The organism is Pseudomonas sp. PB120, assembly GCF_009761815.1.
Classification (GTDB): domain Bacteria; phylum Pseudomonadota; class Gammaproteobacteria; order Pseudomonadales; family Pseudomonadaceae; genus Aquipseudomonas.
Genome location: NZ_RWIN01000011.1, coordinates 56,425 through 72,064 on the forward strand (window position 1 = coordinate 56,425; position 15,640 = coordinate 72,064).

Here is a 15,640-nt window from a genome sequence, read left to right on the forward strand (position 1 = left end):
TGGAGTATGGCACGCGAATCCGGTTCCGAAGTGATCCAGCCTTATAGGATTAATCTGATTTTGTTGTGGAATCTCAGAGTTGCAGGATCAGGGTTTTCAGTGGCGGCTGTTGATCCATGGACGGGAAATCCCCCCCCGGTTTCATCACGGTCCACTCCCGCACCGGCCGCCCGGCCTTTTCTGCGCAACGCAAAACCTGCTCGCGCCAGTCGTCCATGCTGACTTTTGCCAGGTTGTTGCAGCAGATCAGCACGCCATTATCGGCGGTGGTCAGCAGGGCGGGTTTCAGCAGGCTTTGATAGTCGCGAAGCAGGTCGACGGTGCCGAACGCGCTCTTTGCCCAGGCCGGTGGATCAAGCAACACCAGATCGTATTGGCGTTGTTCCAGGCGTTGATAGCTCGGCAATTTCTGCCCACGACGCTGACTGATCGGTAAACCGGCGAGCTGGCGGATAGCCGGGAAGTAGTCGGACTGGATGAATTCCATCGTCGGCAATTGCGGATTGAGCAGGCCGTTTTCACGGCCGACCGCCAGGTTGCCCTCGGCGAAATCCAGGTTGCAGACTTCGCGCGCGCCACCCGCCGCCGCGCTGAGGCCGACGCCGCAGGTGTAGGCAAACAGGTTGAGCACGCTTTTATGCTGGCTGTGATCCTTGACCCAGCCGCGGGTGTTGCGCAGGTCGAGGAACAACAGCGGATCCTGGCCGGGGTGACGGCCGCGAACCCGGTAATTCAGGCCCCATTCATGGCCGACCAGATCCTGCAGGGCCGCTTCATCGGCGCGGTACACGGTGTCTTCGCGGTCGATGCGCGAATTACCCCGGGAACGGTCGTTGTAGACCAGCAGGGTTTCGAGGCCCAGGTGTTGATTGATGGTCTGGTGCAATTGCAGCAGTTCATCGCGCTCCAGCGACTGGTGAAAGCTTTGCACCAGCAGTTGCGGGCCGTAGCGGTCGATGGTCAAACCGCCTGCGCCTTCCTGGCTGCCGTGGAACAGCCGATAGCAATCGGTGCCTTGCTGATGCAGCTCGGCAAGCAGGTCCTGGCGACGGTCAAGGGCGGCGCGCAGCGCCTGATTCAAGGAAGACATGCTGGGCGCCTTGCAGGAGGGAATTTGGCGCGGGAGTTTAACAGCATTGCCCGGTGGCGAGGGGTCTGTGGCGAGGGAGCTTGCTCCCGCTGGGCTGCGAAGCGGCCCCCACCCATTTCAGCCCTTCTGAAGAGTTTGCGAGCGCTTCGCACTCGAGCGGGACGATGCGGCGCCCCGACAAGCTCCCTCGCCACAGAGTTCGCCTGAGCTAGGTCAACAACCCCATCCGCCGCTTGGCACGATGCACCGAGCCGTTGCGCACCGCCCAGCGCAGCATCGGCGCGCTGCGGTTGACGCTGGCGCGGATCAGCTTGCGTTGCAGCGGGCCCTGGCGGACGCCGAGCATATCGCTGGCCCAGTCGGGCAGCAGGTCGATGCCGGCCTGCATCATCAACCCGCCGAAAGGCTTGGCCAGACGGCTCGGTGATGGCGCGTTCAACAACAGACGCAACACTTCCCGACTGCGCGCGTCGCACAAAAGCTGCGGGCGCATTCGCTCAAGGTATTCGGAAACTTCCTGCCGCGAGCGGGGCACATCCCGTGCGCCCAGCCGTTCCGCAACCAGGGCGATTTCATCGTAGTAACGGTCCTGATCGGCCAGCGACAGCTGCGGATTGCGGTAGCGCAGATGGGCCGCAAGAAAATTGCTGACTTCCGCCACGTGCACCCAGGTCAGCAGATCCGGATCGCTGGCGGCGTACGGCCGGCCATCGGGCGCGGTGCCGGTAACCTGGAGGTGGATGGTCCGGACCTTCTCGATCAACCAGTCGGCATCTTTGCGCGAGCCGAAGGTCGTGCCAGAGATGAACTGCCCGGTACGGCGCAATCGGCCGAGCATGTCTTCGCGAAAGTTGGAATGGTCCCAGACCCCGGCCAGGGCCAGTGGATGCAGGGCTTGCAGCATCAGGGCGCTGATGCCGCCGATGAGCATGCTGCTGAAGTCGCCATGCACTTGCCAACTCACCGAATCCGGGCCGAACAGGCCCGGATCACCCTTGGGATTTTCCAGGTCGAGCTTGCCCAGGGACAGACCCGTCAGGCTCATGACCTGGGTTTCGATGCGGCTACGGATGAATTCCATGGTGACCTTGCAGGAGCGAGCTTGCTCGCGATGGGCGTTAACGATAACGCGTGCTTCCTGAATGTATGCGGCGCGCTTGAGTGCATCGCGAGCGAGCTCGCTCCTACAGTGGGTAGAGCGTCACTGGTTCAGGCGTTTATCGACCAGCTCCTGGACCACGCTCGGATCAGCCAGCGTCGAGGTGTCGCCCAGGCTGTCGAGTTCGTTGCAGGCGATCTTGCGCAGAATCCGCCGCATGATCTTGCCTGAACGGGTTTTCGGCAAGGCCGGGGCCCACTGAATCAAATCCGGTTTGGCGAAACTGCCGATTTCCTTGCTGACGTGGGCCAGCAGTTCCTTCTTCAGTTCGTCATTGGGTTCGGTACCGTTCATGGGCGTAACGAAGGCATAGATGCCCTGGCCTTTGACGTCGTGAGGGTAACCGACCACGGCCGCCTCGGCGATGCTGTCGTGCAGCACCAGCGCGCTTTCCACTTCGGCGGTACCGATGCGATGCCCGGAAACGTTGATCACGTCGTCGATGCGCCCGGTGATCCAGTAATCGCCATCCTCGTCGCGCCGCGCGCCGTCACCGGTGAAGTAGTAGCCGGGGTAGGGCTTGAAGTAGGTGTCGACCATGCGTTGCGGGTCGCCGTAGACACTGCGGATCTGCGCCGGCCAGCTGGATTTGATCGCTAGCACGCCGCTGCCGGCGCCCTTGATCTCCCTGCCGGTTTCGTCAAGCAACACCGGTTGCACGCCGAACATGGGTTGGGTGGCGCAGCCGGGTTTGATCCGTTGTGCGCTGACCAGAGGGCTGAGCATGATGCCGCCGGTTTCAGTCTGCCACCAGGTGTCGACGATGGGGCAGCGTTGCTCGCCGACCGCATTGAAGTACCAGTCCCACGCTTCCGGGTTGATCGGCTCACCGACACTGCCGAGTAATCTGAGGCTCGCCCGGGATGTTTCCTTCAATGGCTCGGGGCCTTCGCGCATCAGCGAACGCAGGGCGGTGGGTGCGGTGTAGAAGATGTTCACGTGGTGTTTGTCGATGACCTGCCAGAAGCGCGAGCTGCTCGGGTAGCTCGGCACGCCTTCGAAGATCAGCGTGGTCGCGCCATTGGCCAGCGGGCCGTAGACGATGTAGCTGTGGCCGGTGACCCAGCCGACATCGGCGGTGCACCAGAATACTTCGCCATCGCGGTAGTCGAGCACGTACTTGAAGGTCATCGCCGCTTGCAGCAGATAGCCGCCGGTGGTGTGCAACACGCCTTTGGGTTTGCCGGTGCTGCCGGAGGTGTAGAGGATGAACAGCGGGTCCTCGGCATCCATCGGCTCGGGCGGGCAATCGTCGCTGACGTCGCGCAGCGCCTGGTGATACCAGATGTCCCGGCCTTCGACCCAGTTCACTTCGCCCTGGGTGCGCTCGACCACGATCACCGTGCTGACGTTCGGGCAACTGAGCAGCGCCTTGTCGACCTTCTCTTTGAGCGGCACGACTTTACCGCCGCGCACGCCTTCATCGGCGGTGATCACGGTGCGGCAGTCGGCGTCGAGGATCCGGTCGCGCACGGAGTCCGGGGAGAAACCACCAAACACCACCGAATGCACCGCGCCAATCCGCGTGCAGGCGAGCATCGCGTAGGCGGCTTCGGGGATCATCGGCATGTAGATGCACACCCGGTCACCTTTCTTCACGCCACGGCTTTTGAGCACGTTGGCCAGGCGGCAGACGTTGTGATGAAGTTTTTTGTAGGTGATTTGGACGGATTCGACAGGGTCGTCGCCTTCCCAGATGATCGCGGTCTGATCGCCGCGCTTTTCCAGGTGGCGGTCAATGCAGTTGTAACTGACGTTCAATTTTGCGCCGGAGAACCAGCTGGCTTCACCCGTTTTCAGGTTGTAGCGCTGGACGGTGTCCCACGGTGTGGACCAGTCGAGAAAGCGCGTGGCCTGTTCGGCCCAGAAGGTGCTGGGGTGTTCGATGGATTGGCGGTATAGCCGGTGATAGTCGTCTTGACTCAACTGCGCAGCCCGGCGGACGGCATCGGCTTTGGGGAACGTTCTGATATCGAACATGACGGTTCCTTATTCTTGTTTTGCGACAAGGATAAAGATGCGCCGAGTGCTCAAGTGGTTCAAGTCATACACAAAGCAACTGTAGGAGCGAGCTTGCTCGCGATGGTGTGTCAGTGACCACGGGGTGGCTGACATATCATCGCGAGCAAGCTCGCTCCTACAGGTATCGAGTCTGGGCGACTTAGCCGCGGTGACGACCGCGGAAGTAGTTGATCAGCCCTTGGGTGGACGCGTCGTCAGCCGGTGTTTCTTCACTGCCGACCAGACGGTTGTAGACGCCTTTGCCCAACTCTTTGCCCAGCTCCACGCCCCACTGGTCGAAGGCGTTGATGCCCCAGATCACGCTTTGCACGAAGACTTTGTGTTCGTACATGGCCACCAGTGCGCCGAGTCGGCGCGGGCTGATGCGTTCGACCACCAGGGTGTTGCTCGGACGGTTGCCCGGGATCACCTTGTGCGGCGCGAGTTTGTGCACGTCGGCTTCGCTCATGCCCTTGTCCCGCAGCTCGGTTTCGGCTTCGGCCAGGGTTTTGCCCAGCATCAGCGCCTGGCTCTGCGACAGGCAGTTGGCGTACAGCCACTGGTGGTGGTCGGACACCGGGTTGAAGCTGACGATCGGTACGATGAAATCGGCCGGGATCAGTTGGGTGCCCTGGTGCAGCAACTGGTGATACGCATGCTGACCGTTGCAACCCACGCCACCCCAGATCACCGGACCGGTGTCGGTGGCGACGGGGGTGCCGTCCTGGCGCACGCGTTTGCCGTTGGACTCCATGTCCAGTTGTTGCAAGTGCTTGGTGATGTTGCGCAGGTAGTGGTCGTACGGCAGGATCGCGTGGCTCTGCGCGCCCCAGAAATTGCCGTACCAGACACCGAGCAAGGCCAGCAGTACCGGCATGTTCTGTTCGAATGGCGCGCTCTGGAAATGCTGGTCCATGGTGTAGGCACCGGACAGCAGTTCCTTGAAGTTCGACATGCCGATGGCCAGGGCAATCGGCAGGCCGATGGCCGACCACAGCGAGTAACGCCCGCCGACCCAGTCCCACATCGGGAAGATGTTTTCTTCGCGAATACCGAACGCCACGGCCGCCGCGTTGTTGCTGGAAACGGCGATGAAGTGACGATACAGCTCGGCTTCCGAGCCACCCTGAGCCAGGTACCAGGCGCGAGCGGCCTGGGCATTTTTCAGGGTTTCGAGGGTGTTGAAGGATTTCGAGGAGACGATGAACAGCGTGGTCTCGGCGCGCAGCTTCATGGTCAGTTCGTGGAACTCACTGCCGTCGATGTTCGCCAGGTAATGGCAGCGCACGCCTTTCTGGGCGTAGGACAGCAGGGCTTCGGACACCAGCTCGGGGCCGAGGAACGAGCCGCCGATACCGATGTTCACCACGTCGGTGATCGGCTTTTCGGTGTAACCGCGCCACAGACCGTCATGGATACGGCCCACGAGGTCGGTGATCTGGTTCAGGACTTTGTGCACTTCCGGCATCACGTTGACGCCGTTGACCGACAGCTTGTCGCCAACAGGACGGCGCAGTGCCGTGTGCAGGGCCGGGCGGCCTTCGGACGAGTTGACGATTTCGCCTTCGAACAGCGCCTTGATAGCGCCCTTGAGGTCGACTTCGTTGGCCAGGCCCACCAGCAGATTGCGGGTCTCGGCGTTAATCAGGTTTTTCGAATAGTCGAGAAACAGGCCACAGCTGCTGAGGGTGAATTGCGTAAAGCGCTGCGGGTCGGCATTAAAGGCTTCGCGCATGCTGAAATCCTGCATGGCTTGGCGGTGGTCATTCAACGCTTGCCAGGCGGGCAGAGCGGTCACGTCGTGAGGAGTGCGGTAGTACGCCATCGCTGCGGGTTTCCTTTTTACTTGAACGGCCTTTTGAACACGATAAATCCCGGAACGCTGTGGGTAGGCGTCCGGTCAACTGCGTCGACACGATTTCATGACACAGGGCGAATACAGTAAACCTCGCGCTGCATTCTGTCTTGGCTTTGTCTGACCCGTTCCCGGTACTTTTTTATACACCAAGCAGGGAACGGTCCGACAGACGGTGGAGGAGGGTGGTTTTGCGGTGATCAGGCTGGCGCGTCAAGATTCAGATGCAGGTTGTCGATCAACCGGGTGGTGCCCAGGAAGGCAGCCACCAGAATCACCAGGTCACGGTCTTCCGAAGTCGCTGGGCGCAAGGTCAGCGCATGGCGAATTTCCAGGTAGTCCGTACGCAAGCCGGCAGCTTCGAGCTGCTTGATTTGAGCGTTGATCAACGCCGGGAAGTTCCGCTCACCCTGCTTGATCGATTCGGCGATTGCGCTGAGCGTGCGATACACCACCGGCGCAACGGCACGCTGTTCTTCGCTGAGGAAACCGTTGCGCGACGACAGCGCCAGGCCATCCGCAGCCCTCACGGTTGGCTCGCCGATAATCTGCACCGGCATGTTCAGGTCATGCACCAGCGCGCGGATGACCGCCAATTGCTGGAAGTCTTTCTGGCCAAAGATTGCCAGGTCCGGCTGGACCATGTTGAACAGCTTGCTGACCACGGTCGCCACACCTTCAAAGTGCCCGGGACGGCTGGCGCCGCACAGGCCTTCGGAAAGTTGCGGCACGCTGACGCGGGTTTGCCCGGTCATGCCGTCCGGGTACATCTCTTCGACAGTGGGCGCGAACAGCAAGTGGCAACCGGCCTGGAGCAGTTTCTCCTGATCGGCTGCGAGGGTGCGCGGGTATTTGTCGAGGTCTTCGCCGGCGCCGAATTGCAGCGGGTTGACGAAGATGCTCGCGACCACAAAATCTGCCCGTTGGGAGGCTTTGGTCACCAGCGCGACATGGCCGCTGTGCAGGTTGCCCATGGTCGGCACGAAGCCGATGCGCTTGCCTTCGCTGCGGGCACGGGCGACGGCGGCCCGCAATTCGCGTACGGTTTTTACGGTGTTCATGCAGAGAATCCGTGCTCGATACCAGGGAAAGTTGCAGCTTTGACTTCGGTGACATAAGCATTCAAGGCCGCTTGAATGCTTTCTTGGCCAGCCATGAAGTTCTTCACGAATTTTGGAACGCGGCCGGTAATGGACAGGCCGAGCATGTCATGCAGGACCAGCACCTGGCCGTCGGTGGCATTGCCGGCACCGATGCCGATCACCGGGATTTTAACCGCTTGGGTGATTTCCTCGGCCAGTTCGCTCGGCACGCATTCGAGCAGCAGCATCGCTGCGCCGGCCTGCTCCAGGGAAATCGCGTCGGCACGCATCTGCCGTGCCTGGTTTTCGTTGCGGCCCTGGACTTTGTAACCGCCGAGGATGTTCACCGATTGCGGGGTCAGCCCCATGTGCGCACACACCGGAATACCGCGCTCGGCCAGCAGACGGATCGAGTCGGCCAGCCACAGTGCGCCTTCTACCTTGACCATGTGCGCACCGGCCTGCATCAACAGCGCGCTGTTGGTCATGGCTTGTTCGGTGGTGGCATAGGCCATGAACGGCAGGTCGGCAAGGATCAATGCATCGGTGTTACCGCGTTTGACGGCCGCCACGTGGTAAGCCATCTCGGCGGTGGTAACCGGCAAGGTGCTGTCGTGACCTTGCAAAACCATGCCGAGGGAGTCGCCCACCAGCAGCACTTCGACACCGGCCTCGTTGCAGGCGTGGGCGAAGGTTGCGTCATAGCAGGTCAGCATGGTGATTTTTTCACCTTTTTGCTTGATACCTTGCAGGGTGGTCAGGGTGATGGCTGGCATGAAAAGTTCCTCATTCAGGCGCTGTGGAAACTACTGCGAGTAACGCGCGTGATTCTTCGTTAAATACAGGCGCACGGTCTGTTGTCGTGCTTTGAAGGCCTGGATTGCGCCCTTCAACGCCGTGTTGGCGGCAACGGGACGCCTATAGTCGTGAGGAGAACTCGGGAAGTCAATTGCATGTGTTACCGCATTGTTACGTCTGGGGTGTTACCGGCGTAACTGATGCGATTCAGCAGGCGCAGATCCCATACCCGACAAAAATCCCCTGTAGGAGCGAGCTTGCTCGCGATAGCGGTTTAACATTCACCTACGTTGTTGAATGTCAGGACGCCATCGCGAGCAAGCTCGCTCCTACAGGTGTTTTTGTCAATTTTGGGGGAGGCGTTCCAGGCCGACGAACGGGCAGGCTGCGAGCAAGTCCTTCAGGACGCGGCCATCCGCCAAACGCAAATCCGCAGGTGCCACTTCGGCCAGCGGATACAGAACGAAGGCGCGTTCCTGCAGATGATAATGGGGGACGTTGAGCCGAGGCTCGTCGATCAGCCGATCACCGAACAGCACGATGTCGAGGTCCAGCGTGCGGGGCCCCCAGCGCTCAAGGCGTTCGCGGCCCTGCTGGTTTTCGATGGCTTGCAGCGCATCGAGCAGTTCCAGCGGTGCAAGCTCGCTGTCGAGTGCGGCGACCGCGTTGGTATAGCGCGGTTGACCGGGTAACAGCGAATCGCTTTGGTAAAACGCGGACACCCCGACCAGTGCAGTCTGCGGTAACCGGGCCAGCGCCTCGACGGCGCTGCGCAATTGTTCGGCGGGAGCGGCCAGATTGCTGCCCATGCCGATGTAGATGCGTTCCATGGATTACTCGCCCGTCGCACTCGGTGCGCCGGCCGTGCGTTTGCGCTTGGCGCCTCCACTGCGACGACGCTTGCGGGGTGCGCCGGTGCCGTCGTCCTTGCCGCTGAGGTCGCGAATCATGTCGCGGCGCTCGCTGTCGTTGGCGTCCTGATAGTCCGTCCACCATTCGCCCAGGCCGTCGGTCTGCTCGCCCGCGCTTTCGCGCAGCAGCAGGAAGTCGTAACCGGCGCGGAACCGTGGGTTATCCAGCAACAGGTCGGCGCGCTTGCCGCTGCGGCGTGGCAGGCGCTCCTGCATGTCCCAGATCTCGCGGATCGGCATGGTGAAGCGTTTCGGAATCGCAATGCGCTGGCACTGTTCGGCAATCAGCTCGTGCGCCGCTTCCTGCATCGCTGGAATCGGCGGCATGCCACGCTCCTGCAGACGCAACACGCGCGCTGGCAGGGCAGGCCACAACAGCGCTGCAAACAGGAACGCCGGGGTCACCGGTTTGTTCTGCTTGATCCGCAGGTCGGTGTTGATCAGGGCTTCGCTGATCAGCGTGTGGGTGTACGTCGGGTTGTATTCCAGCGCCTCGGCACTCGCCGGGAACAGTGGATCGAACAACTGCAGGTCGACCAGCATCTCGAAGGTGTCCGCGGCATGGCCGGAGAGGAACAGCTTGAGTACTTCTTCGAACAGGCGGGCCGACGGGATTTCGCGCAGCATCGGCGCCAGTTCGCGAATCGGCAGGGCGCTGTGCTTCTCGATGCCGAAATTCAGCTTGGCGGCAAAACGCACGGCCCGCAGCATCCGTACCGGGTCTTCCTGGTAGCGTTGCTTCGGATCGCCGATCAGGCGGATCAGGTGGTTGCGGATGTCGTGTACGCCGTTGGCGTAATCGAGAATGCGTTCGCTGACCGGATCGTAATACAGGGCGTTGATGGTGAAGTCGCGGCGTTGCGCGTCTTCTTCCAGCGTGCCGTAGACGTTATCGCGCAGGATACGACCGCTCTCGTTGCGGGAAGACTGGTTGCTGTCTTCCTCTTCATCGTTTTGCGGGTGATTGGCGCGGAAGGTCGCCACTTCGATGATCTCGCGACCAAAGTGGATGTGCACCAGTTTGAAACGGCGCCCGATAATGCGCGCGTTGCGGAACTCGGCCCGGACTTGTTCGGGGGTGGCGCTGGTGGCGACGTCGAAATCCTTGGGCGTGATGCCCAGCAGCATGTCACGCACGCAGCCGCCGACCAGGTAAGCCTGGTAACCGGCGTTCTGCAGGCGTTCGACGATATTCACCGCATAACGGCTGAATTGGGCCTTTTGCAGCGAATGTTGGCCGCTGTTGAGCACTTCAGGCGTACTGCGAATGTGTTGCGTATGACGCTTGGGAGAACGGAATGACTGGAACAGCTTCTTCAGCATGGGATGCACTGTTTGAAGGAATGTTCGGCCATAACGAAGAATGACCGCATGATGGGCGGGGATTCTAGCATTTAGTCGGGGGATGGTGTAGGACACAGCAGATATGAGCTGTAGGAGCGAGCTTGCTCGCGAAAAGGCGTTAACGATAACGCACAAAACCGGATGCCCCGAGGCGCCTGTTGGATTTTCGCGAGCGAGCTCGCTCCTACAGTAGGCAGGGTACTGAATCGCAGAAACCACAAGGGGAGCCGAAGCTCCCCAAGAAGTAGTTGCATGTTCTATTTTTGTTATTGGTTTCGGGCTTTTTGTTTTTGTTGAGTGCCCTCGTCATGAAGATCTTCCTTCATAACCCTCCCAATCGGGAGCCAAGAGCAAACGGATTGCTTTGGTCGCTGTGCTGCAGTGATCTTGCGATCCAACCAGTTCAGGCTCTGTCTCAAGACAGTTTTTTGTTGTTCTCGGCCTGGTCGTGGGGCAAGCCCCAAATACAACGCCTCTCCAAAAGAATCAGTTAGCTACGCCTCTCGCCGTCTTGTTTTTATTGTGCGTGAGTCGATACGTCTTATTTTTATTGTCTTGTTCATTAGCTTGTTATTGTTCTTGTACCAAACATATAGCAGGGTGCGTGCCAACTTTTGCGAAGCCCAGTAAAACAAGGGGTTAGGTCACGTGACTGCTTTGTTGGGGGCCAAAAAAAGCCGGGGCTTCGTTACCGTAAGCCCCGGCTTCTGTTACGTGAAAAAGATGAGGTAACAGTTTTTTCACGTTGTCACCTGTTACCCACACCTTCGACAGGCAAGGTTCAGCTCTCGCTGGCGACCCCTGTCTTGCGCCGTGGAATGCCCAGGCGTTGACGGCGTTCCCACAGGCATTTGCGGCTGACCCCGAGTTTGCGCGCCAGCTCGGTCTCGGTCATGTGGTCCTGATGCTCGAGTACGAAGTGCTGGAAGTAGTCTTCCAGTGACAGGTCTTCGGTCGGCTCGTGACTGTTGTTGGTGGCGCTGTTGCCCTGTTGCGGTGCCAGACCGACGAAATCGTCGTCTTCCAGGTCGCCCAGCTCGATATCGATCCCCAGCAGTTCAGCGGAAATCTCTGGGCTCTCACAGAGGATGACGGCGCGCTCGACCGCGTTCTCCAGCTCACGAACGTTACCCGGCCAGGAGTAATGACGAATCGCCTGTTCGGCATCCGCGGCAAATTTCAGGTCGGTGCGGTTGACCCGTGCACTCTGGCGCGCCAGGAACGCATTGGCAATTTCGTTGACGTCGGCGCCGCGTTCGCGCAGGGCTGGCAGTTTCAGGGCGATTACGTGGAGACGGTAATAAAGGTCTTCACGGAACTGGCCGATTTTCGCCAGGCTCTTGAGGTCCCGGTGAGTCGCGGCGATCAGGCGCACATCGACTTTCTGCGATTGCACCGAACCCACACGACGAATTTCACCTTCCTGCAATACACGCAGCAGGCGAGCCTGGGCTTCGAGTGGCAGTTCGCCGATTTCGTCGAGGAACAGAGTGCCGCCGTCGGCGGCTTCCACCAGGCCCGCTCGCCCGGCGCTGGCGCCGGTGAACGCACCCTTTTCGTGACCGAAGAGCTCGGACTCGATCAGGCTTTCAGGAATGGCCGCACAGTTCACCGAAATCATCGGCGCCTTGGCGCGTTTGGACAGGTTGTGCAGGGCACGCGCCACCAATTCTTTACCGGTGCCGGATTCGCCCTGGATCAGGACATTGGAATCGGTCGGCGCGACTTTGCGGATCTTGCTGTACAGGTCCTGCATCGGCGGGCAGGAACCGATGATGCCGATTTCGCCATTGCTGTTATCGACGCCCGGTTTCGTGGCGCCATTGCCGGCTTTGCCGACGGCAGGTTCGCCGCTGGCCTGCACCGATTGCCGGTCACGCAGGATTCGCGCGACGGCCTGGAGCATTTCGTCGTGATCGAAAGGCTTGGCGATGTAATCCACCGCGCCCATCTTCATCGAGTCGACGGCAGAGCGCAGGCTGGCGTAGCTGGTCATGATCAGCACCGGCGTGCCCTGGCCGAGCTTGATCAACTCGGTGCCTGGCGCGCCGGGCAGACGCAAATCGCTGACGATCAGGTCGAACGTGGGAATGGTGAAGCGTTCTTGTGCTTCCTGCACTGAACCGGCTTCGCTGACTTGGTACTGGTTACGTTCCAGCAGGCGGCGCAAGGCGGAGCGGATAATTGTTTCGTCTTCGACGATCAAAATGTGCGGCATTGATTCGATACTCTCGACGGTCTCAGTTCACAGCGGACGTCGCTTCGACATGACGCGGTAAAGTCACCCGGATACGGGTGCCGCGTTGGCTTTGAACATCAGCCGGGCTGTCGATGGTGATTTGTCCATAATGCTCTTCAACGATGGAATAGACCAGTGCAAGGCCCAGACCGGTGCCTTCACCAGGGTCCTTGGTGGTGAAGAAAGGTTCGAACAATCTGTCCATGATGTTCTTCGGAATGCCGCTGCCTTCGTCCTCGACGATCAGGTCGACCGTGTGTTCTCCGGCTTCGCTTTTTACCCGTACCGCACTGCCGGGAGGCGAGGCGTCACGGGCGTTTGAGAGCAGGTTGATCAACACTTGGGCGAGTCGCTGCGGATCGCCTTCGACCCAGTGATCGGGGTCGCACAGGTTGTAGAACTGCACTTCGAAATTGCGTCGGTTGAGGGCCAGCAGACCTATCGCATCCTGGGCCACTTCGGCCAGACAGACGGGCTCGTCACTGTGTTGATGACTGCCGGCATGGGCGAAGCTCATCAGCGATTGAACGATGCGCGACACGCGTTTGGTCTGCTCCAGGATCTGTCCGCTGATTTCCTTCAGCTCGCCATCGTCTTCACGTTCTTCGCGCAAATTCTGCGCGAGGCAGGCGATGCCGGTGATGGGGTTGCCGATTTCATGGGCGACGCCCGCCGCCAGTCGACCAATGCTGGCCAGACGCTCGGAATGCACCAGTTTGTCTTCGAGCATCTGGGTTTCGGTGAGGTCTTCTACCAGCAACACCAGGCCGCTGTTACCCGGGGCGAGCGGTTCGTCGATCGCCGCTTTGTGCAGGTTCAGCCAGCGAGTCTGCCCGTCGAGCGCCAGGTGCTGTTTGTGCAAGTGCTCGTCCGGCAGATTGATGAAGCCTTGCAGCAATTCTTTCCACGGATCAGCAATGGTGCTCAAGCGCGAACCGACCACACGTTGCGCGGCAATCCCGGTCAGCTCCTCCATGGCTTTGTTCCACATCAGGATCTCTTGATCCTTGGCCAGCGAGCAAACACCCATCGGCAGTTCCTGCAGGGTCTGGCGGTGGTAGCGGCGCAGTGCATCGAGTTCGGCGGCCAGGCCGGTGAGGCGCGAGTGGTAATCCTCAAGGCGACTTTCGATGAAGTGGATGTCTTCGGTTACGTAGTTTTCGCCACCTGCCTTATAAGGCAGGAACGTCTCGACCATGTCCTGGGCCACGCTCGGCCCCATCAGACCGGAAAGGTTGGCTTCGATCCGGTCGCGCAAGCGGCGCAAGGCATAAGGCCGGCGTTCGTCGAACGGCAGGTAAAGGTCGCGCAAGGCCTGCTCGACTTCCTTCTGCGCCGCCTTGGCGCCCAGCGGTTTAGCCAGTTGGGTGGCGAATTCCTGAGGCGATGCCGCGTGCAATTCCCGGCGTTGCGGGCGACGCACGTTATCGACGGCGCAGGCTTCGGCGGCGCTGGCTTCTTCGGTGCTGGCGTTGGTAAACAGCGAGATCAGGGTGAACATCAGTACGTTGGCGGCCAGCGACGCAATGGCCGCCATGTGCCAACTGGTGTCGTCCAGCACGTAGATCATGTTCAGCAGCGGAATGTAGAAACCCTGCAGATTGCCCACCAGTGGCAACAGCATGGTCACCAGCCAGACCAGGATCCCCGCCAGCAAACCGGCGATAAAGCCGCGACGGTTGGCGGTCGGCCAATACAGGACGGACAGTACGCCCGGCAGGAACTGCAAGGTCGCCACAAAGGCGACGATGCCGAGGTTGGCCAGATCCTGCTCGGCACCCAGCAGCAGGTAGAAACCGTAACCAGCCATGATGATTGCGACGATCAGCGCCCGCCGGGTCCATTTCAGCCAGCGATAGATATTGCCTTCGGCAGGTGGCTGATAAAGCGGCAGTACCAAGTGGTTCAGCGCCATCCCCGACAGCGCCAGGGTGGTGACGATAATCAGCCCACTGGCGGCTGACAGCCCGCCCACGTACGCCAACAATGCCAACGCTTTGCTGTTGGCGGCGATGCCGATGCCCAGCGTGAAATATTCCGGATTGGTGGTGGCGCCCAGCTTCAGGCCAGCCCAGAGAATTAGCGGTACCGCCAGGCTCATCAGCAACAGGAAGAGCGGCAAGCCCCAGCTCGCACTGACCAGCGAGCGCGGGTTGAGGTTTTCGGTGAACGTCATGTGGTACATGTGCGGCATCACGATCGCCGAGGCGAAGAACACCAGCAGCAACGTGCGCCACGGACCTTCCTGCAGCGGCGTGTGCAAAGCGGCGAGGGCGGTCTGGTTTTGCAGCAACCAAAGTTCAAGCTGTTGCGGGCCGTCGAACACGCCGTACAAGGCATACAGGCCGACGCCACCAATGGCGATCAGCTTGATCACCGATTCGAAGGCAATCGCGAACACCAGGCCTTCGTGTTTCTCCCGCGTGGCGATGTGCCGCGAGCCAAAGAAGATCGTGAACAGGGTAATCAGTGCGCAGAAGCTCAAGGCCACGCGATGCTGAACCGGTTCGCGGGTGAGAATGCCAATGGAGTCTGCGACCGCTTGAATCTGCAGCGCCAGCAGGGGCAGCACGCCGATCAGCATGAAAATAGTGGTCAGTGCGCCCGCCCAGGTGCTGCGGAACCGGAACGCAAACAAGTCGGCCAGGGACGACAGCTGATAAGTGCGGGTGATTTTCAGAATCGGATACAGCAACACGGGCGCCAGCAGAAAGGCCCCGGACACCCCGAGGTAGCTGGACAGGAACCCATAGCCATATTGATAGGCCAGGCCCACCGTGCCGTAAAACGCCCAGGCACTGGCATACACGCCCAGCGATAGGGTGTACGTCAGCGGGTGGCGAATGATCGCCCGGGGGATCATGCCCCGTTCGCTGACCCAGGCTACGCCGAACAGCACCGCCAGGTAGGCGGCGCTGATCAGGATCATCTGGGTCAGGCTAAAGCTCATCGGCATCTTTTTGGCTCTGCAGGATGAAGGTCACGACGATCAGAATCAGCCAGAGCAAATAAGGGCGATACCAGGCGCCAGTGGCGTCGATCCACCAATCCATGATGGCCGGGGAAAACAGATAAATCCCCACTACCAGGAGCAGGACCAAGCGATAGATGTACATCCCGGCCTCTCTTTTTTATGCGCGTGCCCGAAAACGTGCCGCGAT

The 15,640-nt window shown here is 60.4% G+C and carries 11 protein-coding genes; all 11 read right to left on the reverse strand.

Annotated elements, in window-relative coordinates; genetic code table 11:
* Positions 1–73: 73 nt before the first annotated feature.
* Complete coding sequence (locus tag EJA72_RS01325; protein WP_157709741.1) at positions 74–1,090, reverse strand: class I SAM-dependent rRNA methyltransferase; 1,017 nt, start codon at positions 1,088–1,090, stop codon at positions 74–76.
* A gap of 208 nt (positions 1,091–1,298) precedes the next feature.
* Positions 1,299–2,171: an oxygenase MpaB family protein gene (locus tag EJA72_RS01330; protein WP_157709742.1), complete on the reverse strand. Its 873-nt coding sequence runs from the start codon at positions 2,169–2,171 to the stop codon at positions 1,299–1,301.
* A 120-nt stretch (positions 2,172–2,291) separates the two neighbouring features.
* Positions 2,292–4,229, reverse strand: coding sequence for an acetate--CoA ligase (acs, locus tag EJA72_RS01335; protein ID WP_157709743.1), 1,938 nt, complete (start codon positions 4,227–4,229; stop codon positions 2,292–2,294).
* 181 nt (positions 4,230–4,410) lie between these two features.
* Positions 4,411–6,075 carry a glucose-6-phosphate isomerase gene (pgi, locus tag EJA72_RS01340; RefSeq protein ID WP_157709744.1) on the reverse strand — a complete coding sequence of 555 codons (1,665 nt, stop codon included), beginning with the start codon at positions 6,073–6,075 and terminating at the stop codon, positions 4,411–4,413.
* 230 nt (positions 6,076–6,305) lie between these two features.
* Positions 6,306–7,166 carry a pantoate--beta-alanine ligase gene (gene panC / locus EJA72_RS01345; protein WP_157709745.1) on the reverse strand — a complete coding sequence of 287 codons (861 nt, stop codon included), beginning with the start codon at positions 7,164–7,166 and terminating at the stop codon, positions 6,306–6,308.
* Positions 7,163–7,963: a 3-methyl-2-oxobutanoate hydroxymethyltransferase gene (gene panB / locus EJA72_RS01350; RefSeq protein WP_157709746.1), complete on the reverse strand. Its 801-nt coding sequence runs from the start codon at positions 7,961–7,963 to the stop codon at positions 7,163–7,165. The genes panC and panB overlap by 4 nt, the downstream gene beginning before the upstream one ends.
* Positions 7,964–8,329: 366 nt before the next feature.
* Positions 8,330–8,815 carry a 2-amino-4-hydroxy-6-hydroxymethyldihydropteridine diphosphokinase gene (gene folK, locus EJA72_RS01355; RefSeq protein WP_157709747.1) on the reverse strand — a complete coding sequence of 162 codons (486 nt, stop codon included), beginning with the start codon at positions 8,813–8,815 and terminating at the stop codon, positions 8,330–8,332.
* A 3-nt stretch (positions 8,816–8,818) separates the two neighbouring features.
* Positions 8,819–10,219 carry a polynucleotide adenylyltransferase PcnB gene (locus EJA72_RS01360; protein WP_157709748.1) on the reverse strand — a complete coding sequence of 467 codons (1,401 nt, stop codon included), beginning with the start codon at positions 10,217–10,219 and terminating at the stop codon, positions 8,819–8,821.
* Between the two features lie 802 nt (positions 10,220–11,021).
* Positions 11,022–12,458 carry a sigma-54 dependent transcriptional regulator gene (locus EJA72_RS01365; protein ID WP_157709749.1) on the reverse strand — a complete coding sequence of 479 codons (1,437 nt, stop codon included), beginning with the start codon at positions 12,456–12,458 and terminating at the stop codon, positions 11,022–11,024.
* Between the two features lie 22 nt (positions 12,459–12,480).
* Positions 12,481–15,435: a sensor histidine kinase gene (locus tag EJA72_RS01370; protein WP_178128959.1), complete on the reverse strand. Its 2,955-nt coding sequence runs from the start codon at positions 15,433–15,435 to the stop codon at positions 12,481–12,483.
* Positions 15,419–15,595, reverse strand: a complete 177-nt coding sequence (locus EJA72_RS01375) for a hypothetical protein (RefSeq protein WP_003176118.1) — start codon at positions 15,593–15,595, stop codon at positions 15,419–15,421. The genes EJA72_RS01370 and EJA72_RS01375 overlap by 17 nt, the downstream gene beginning before the upstream one ends.
* Between the last annotated feature and the right edge of the window lie 45 nt (positions 15,596–15,640).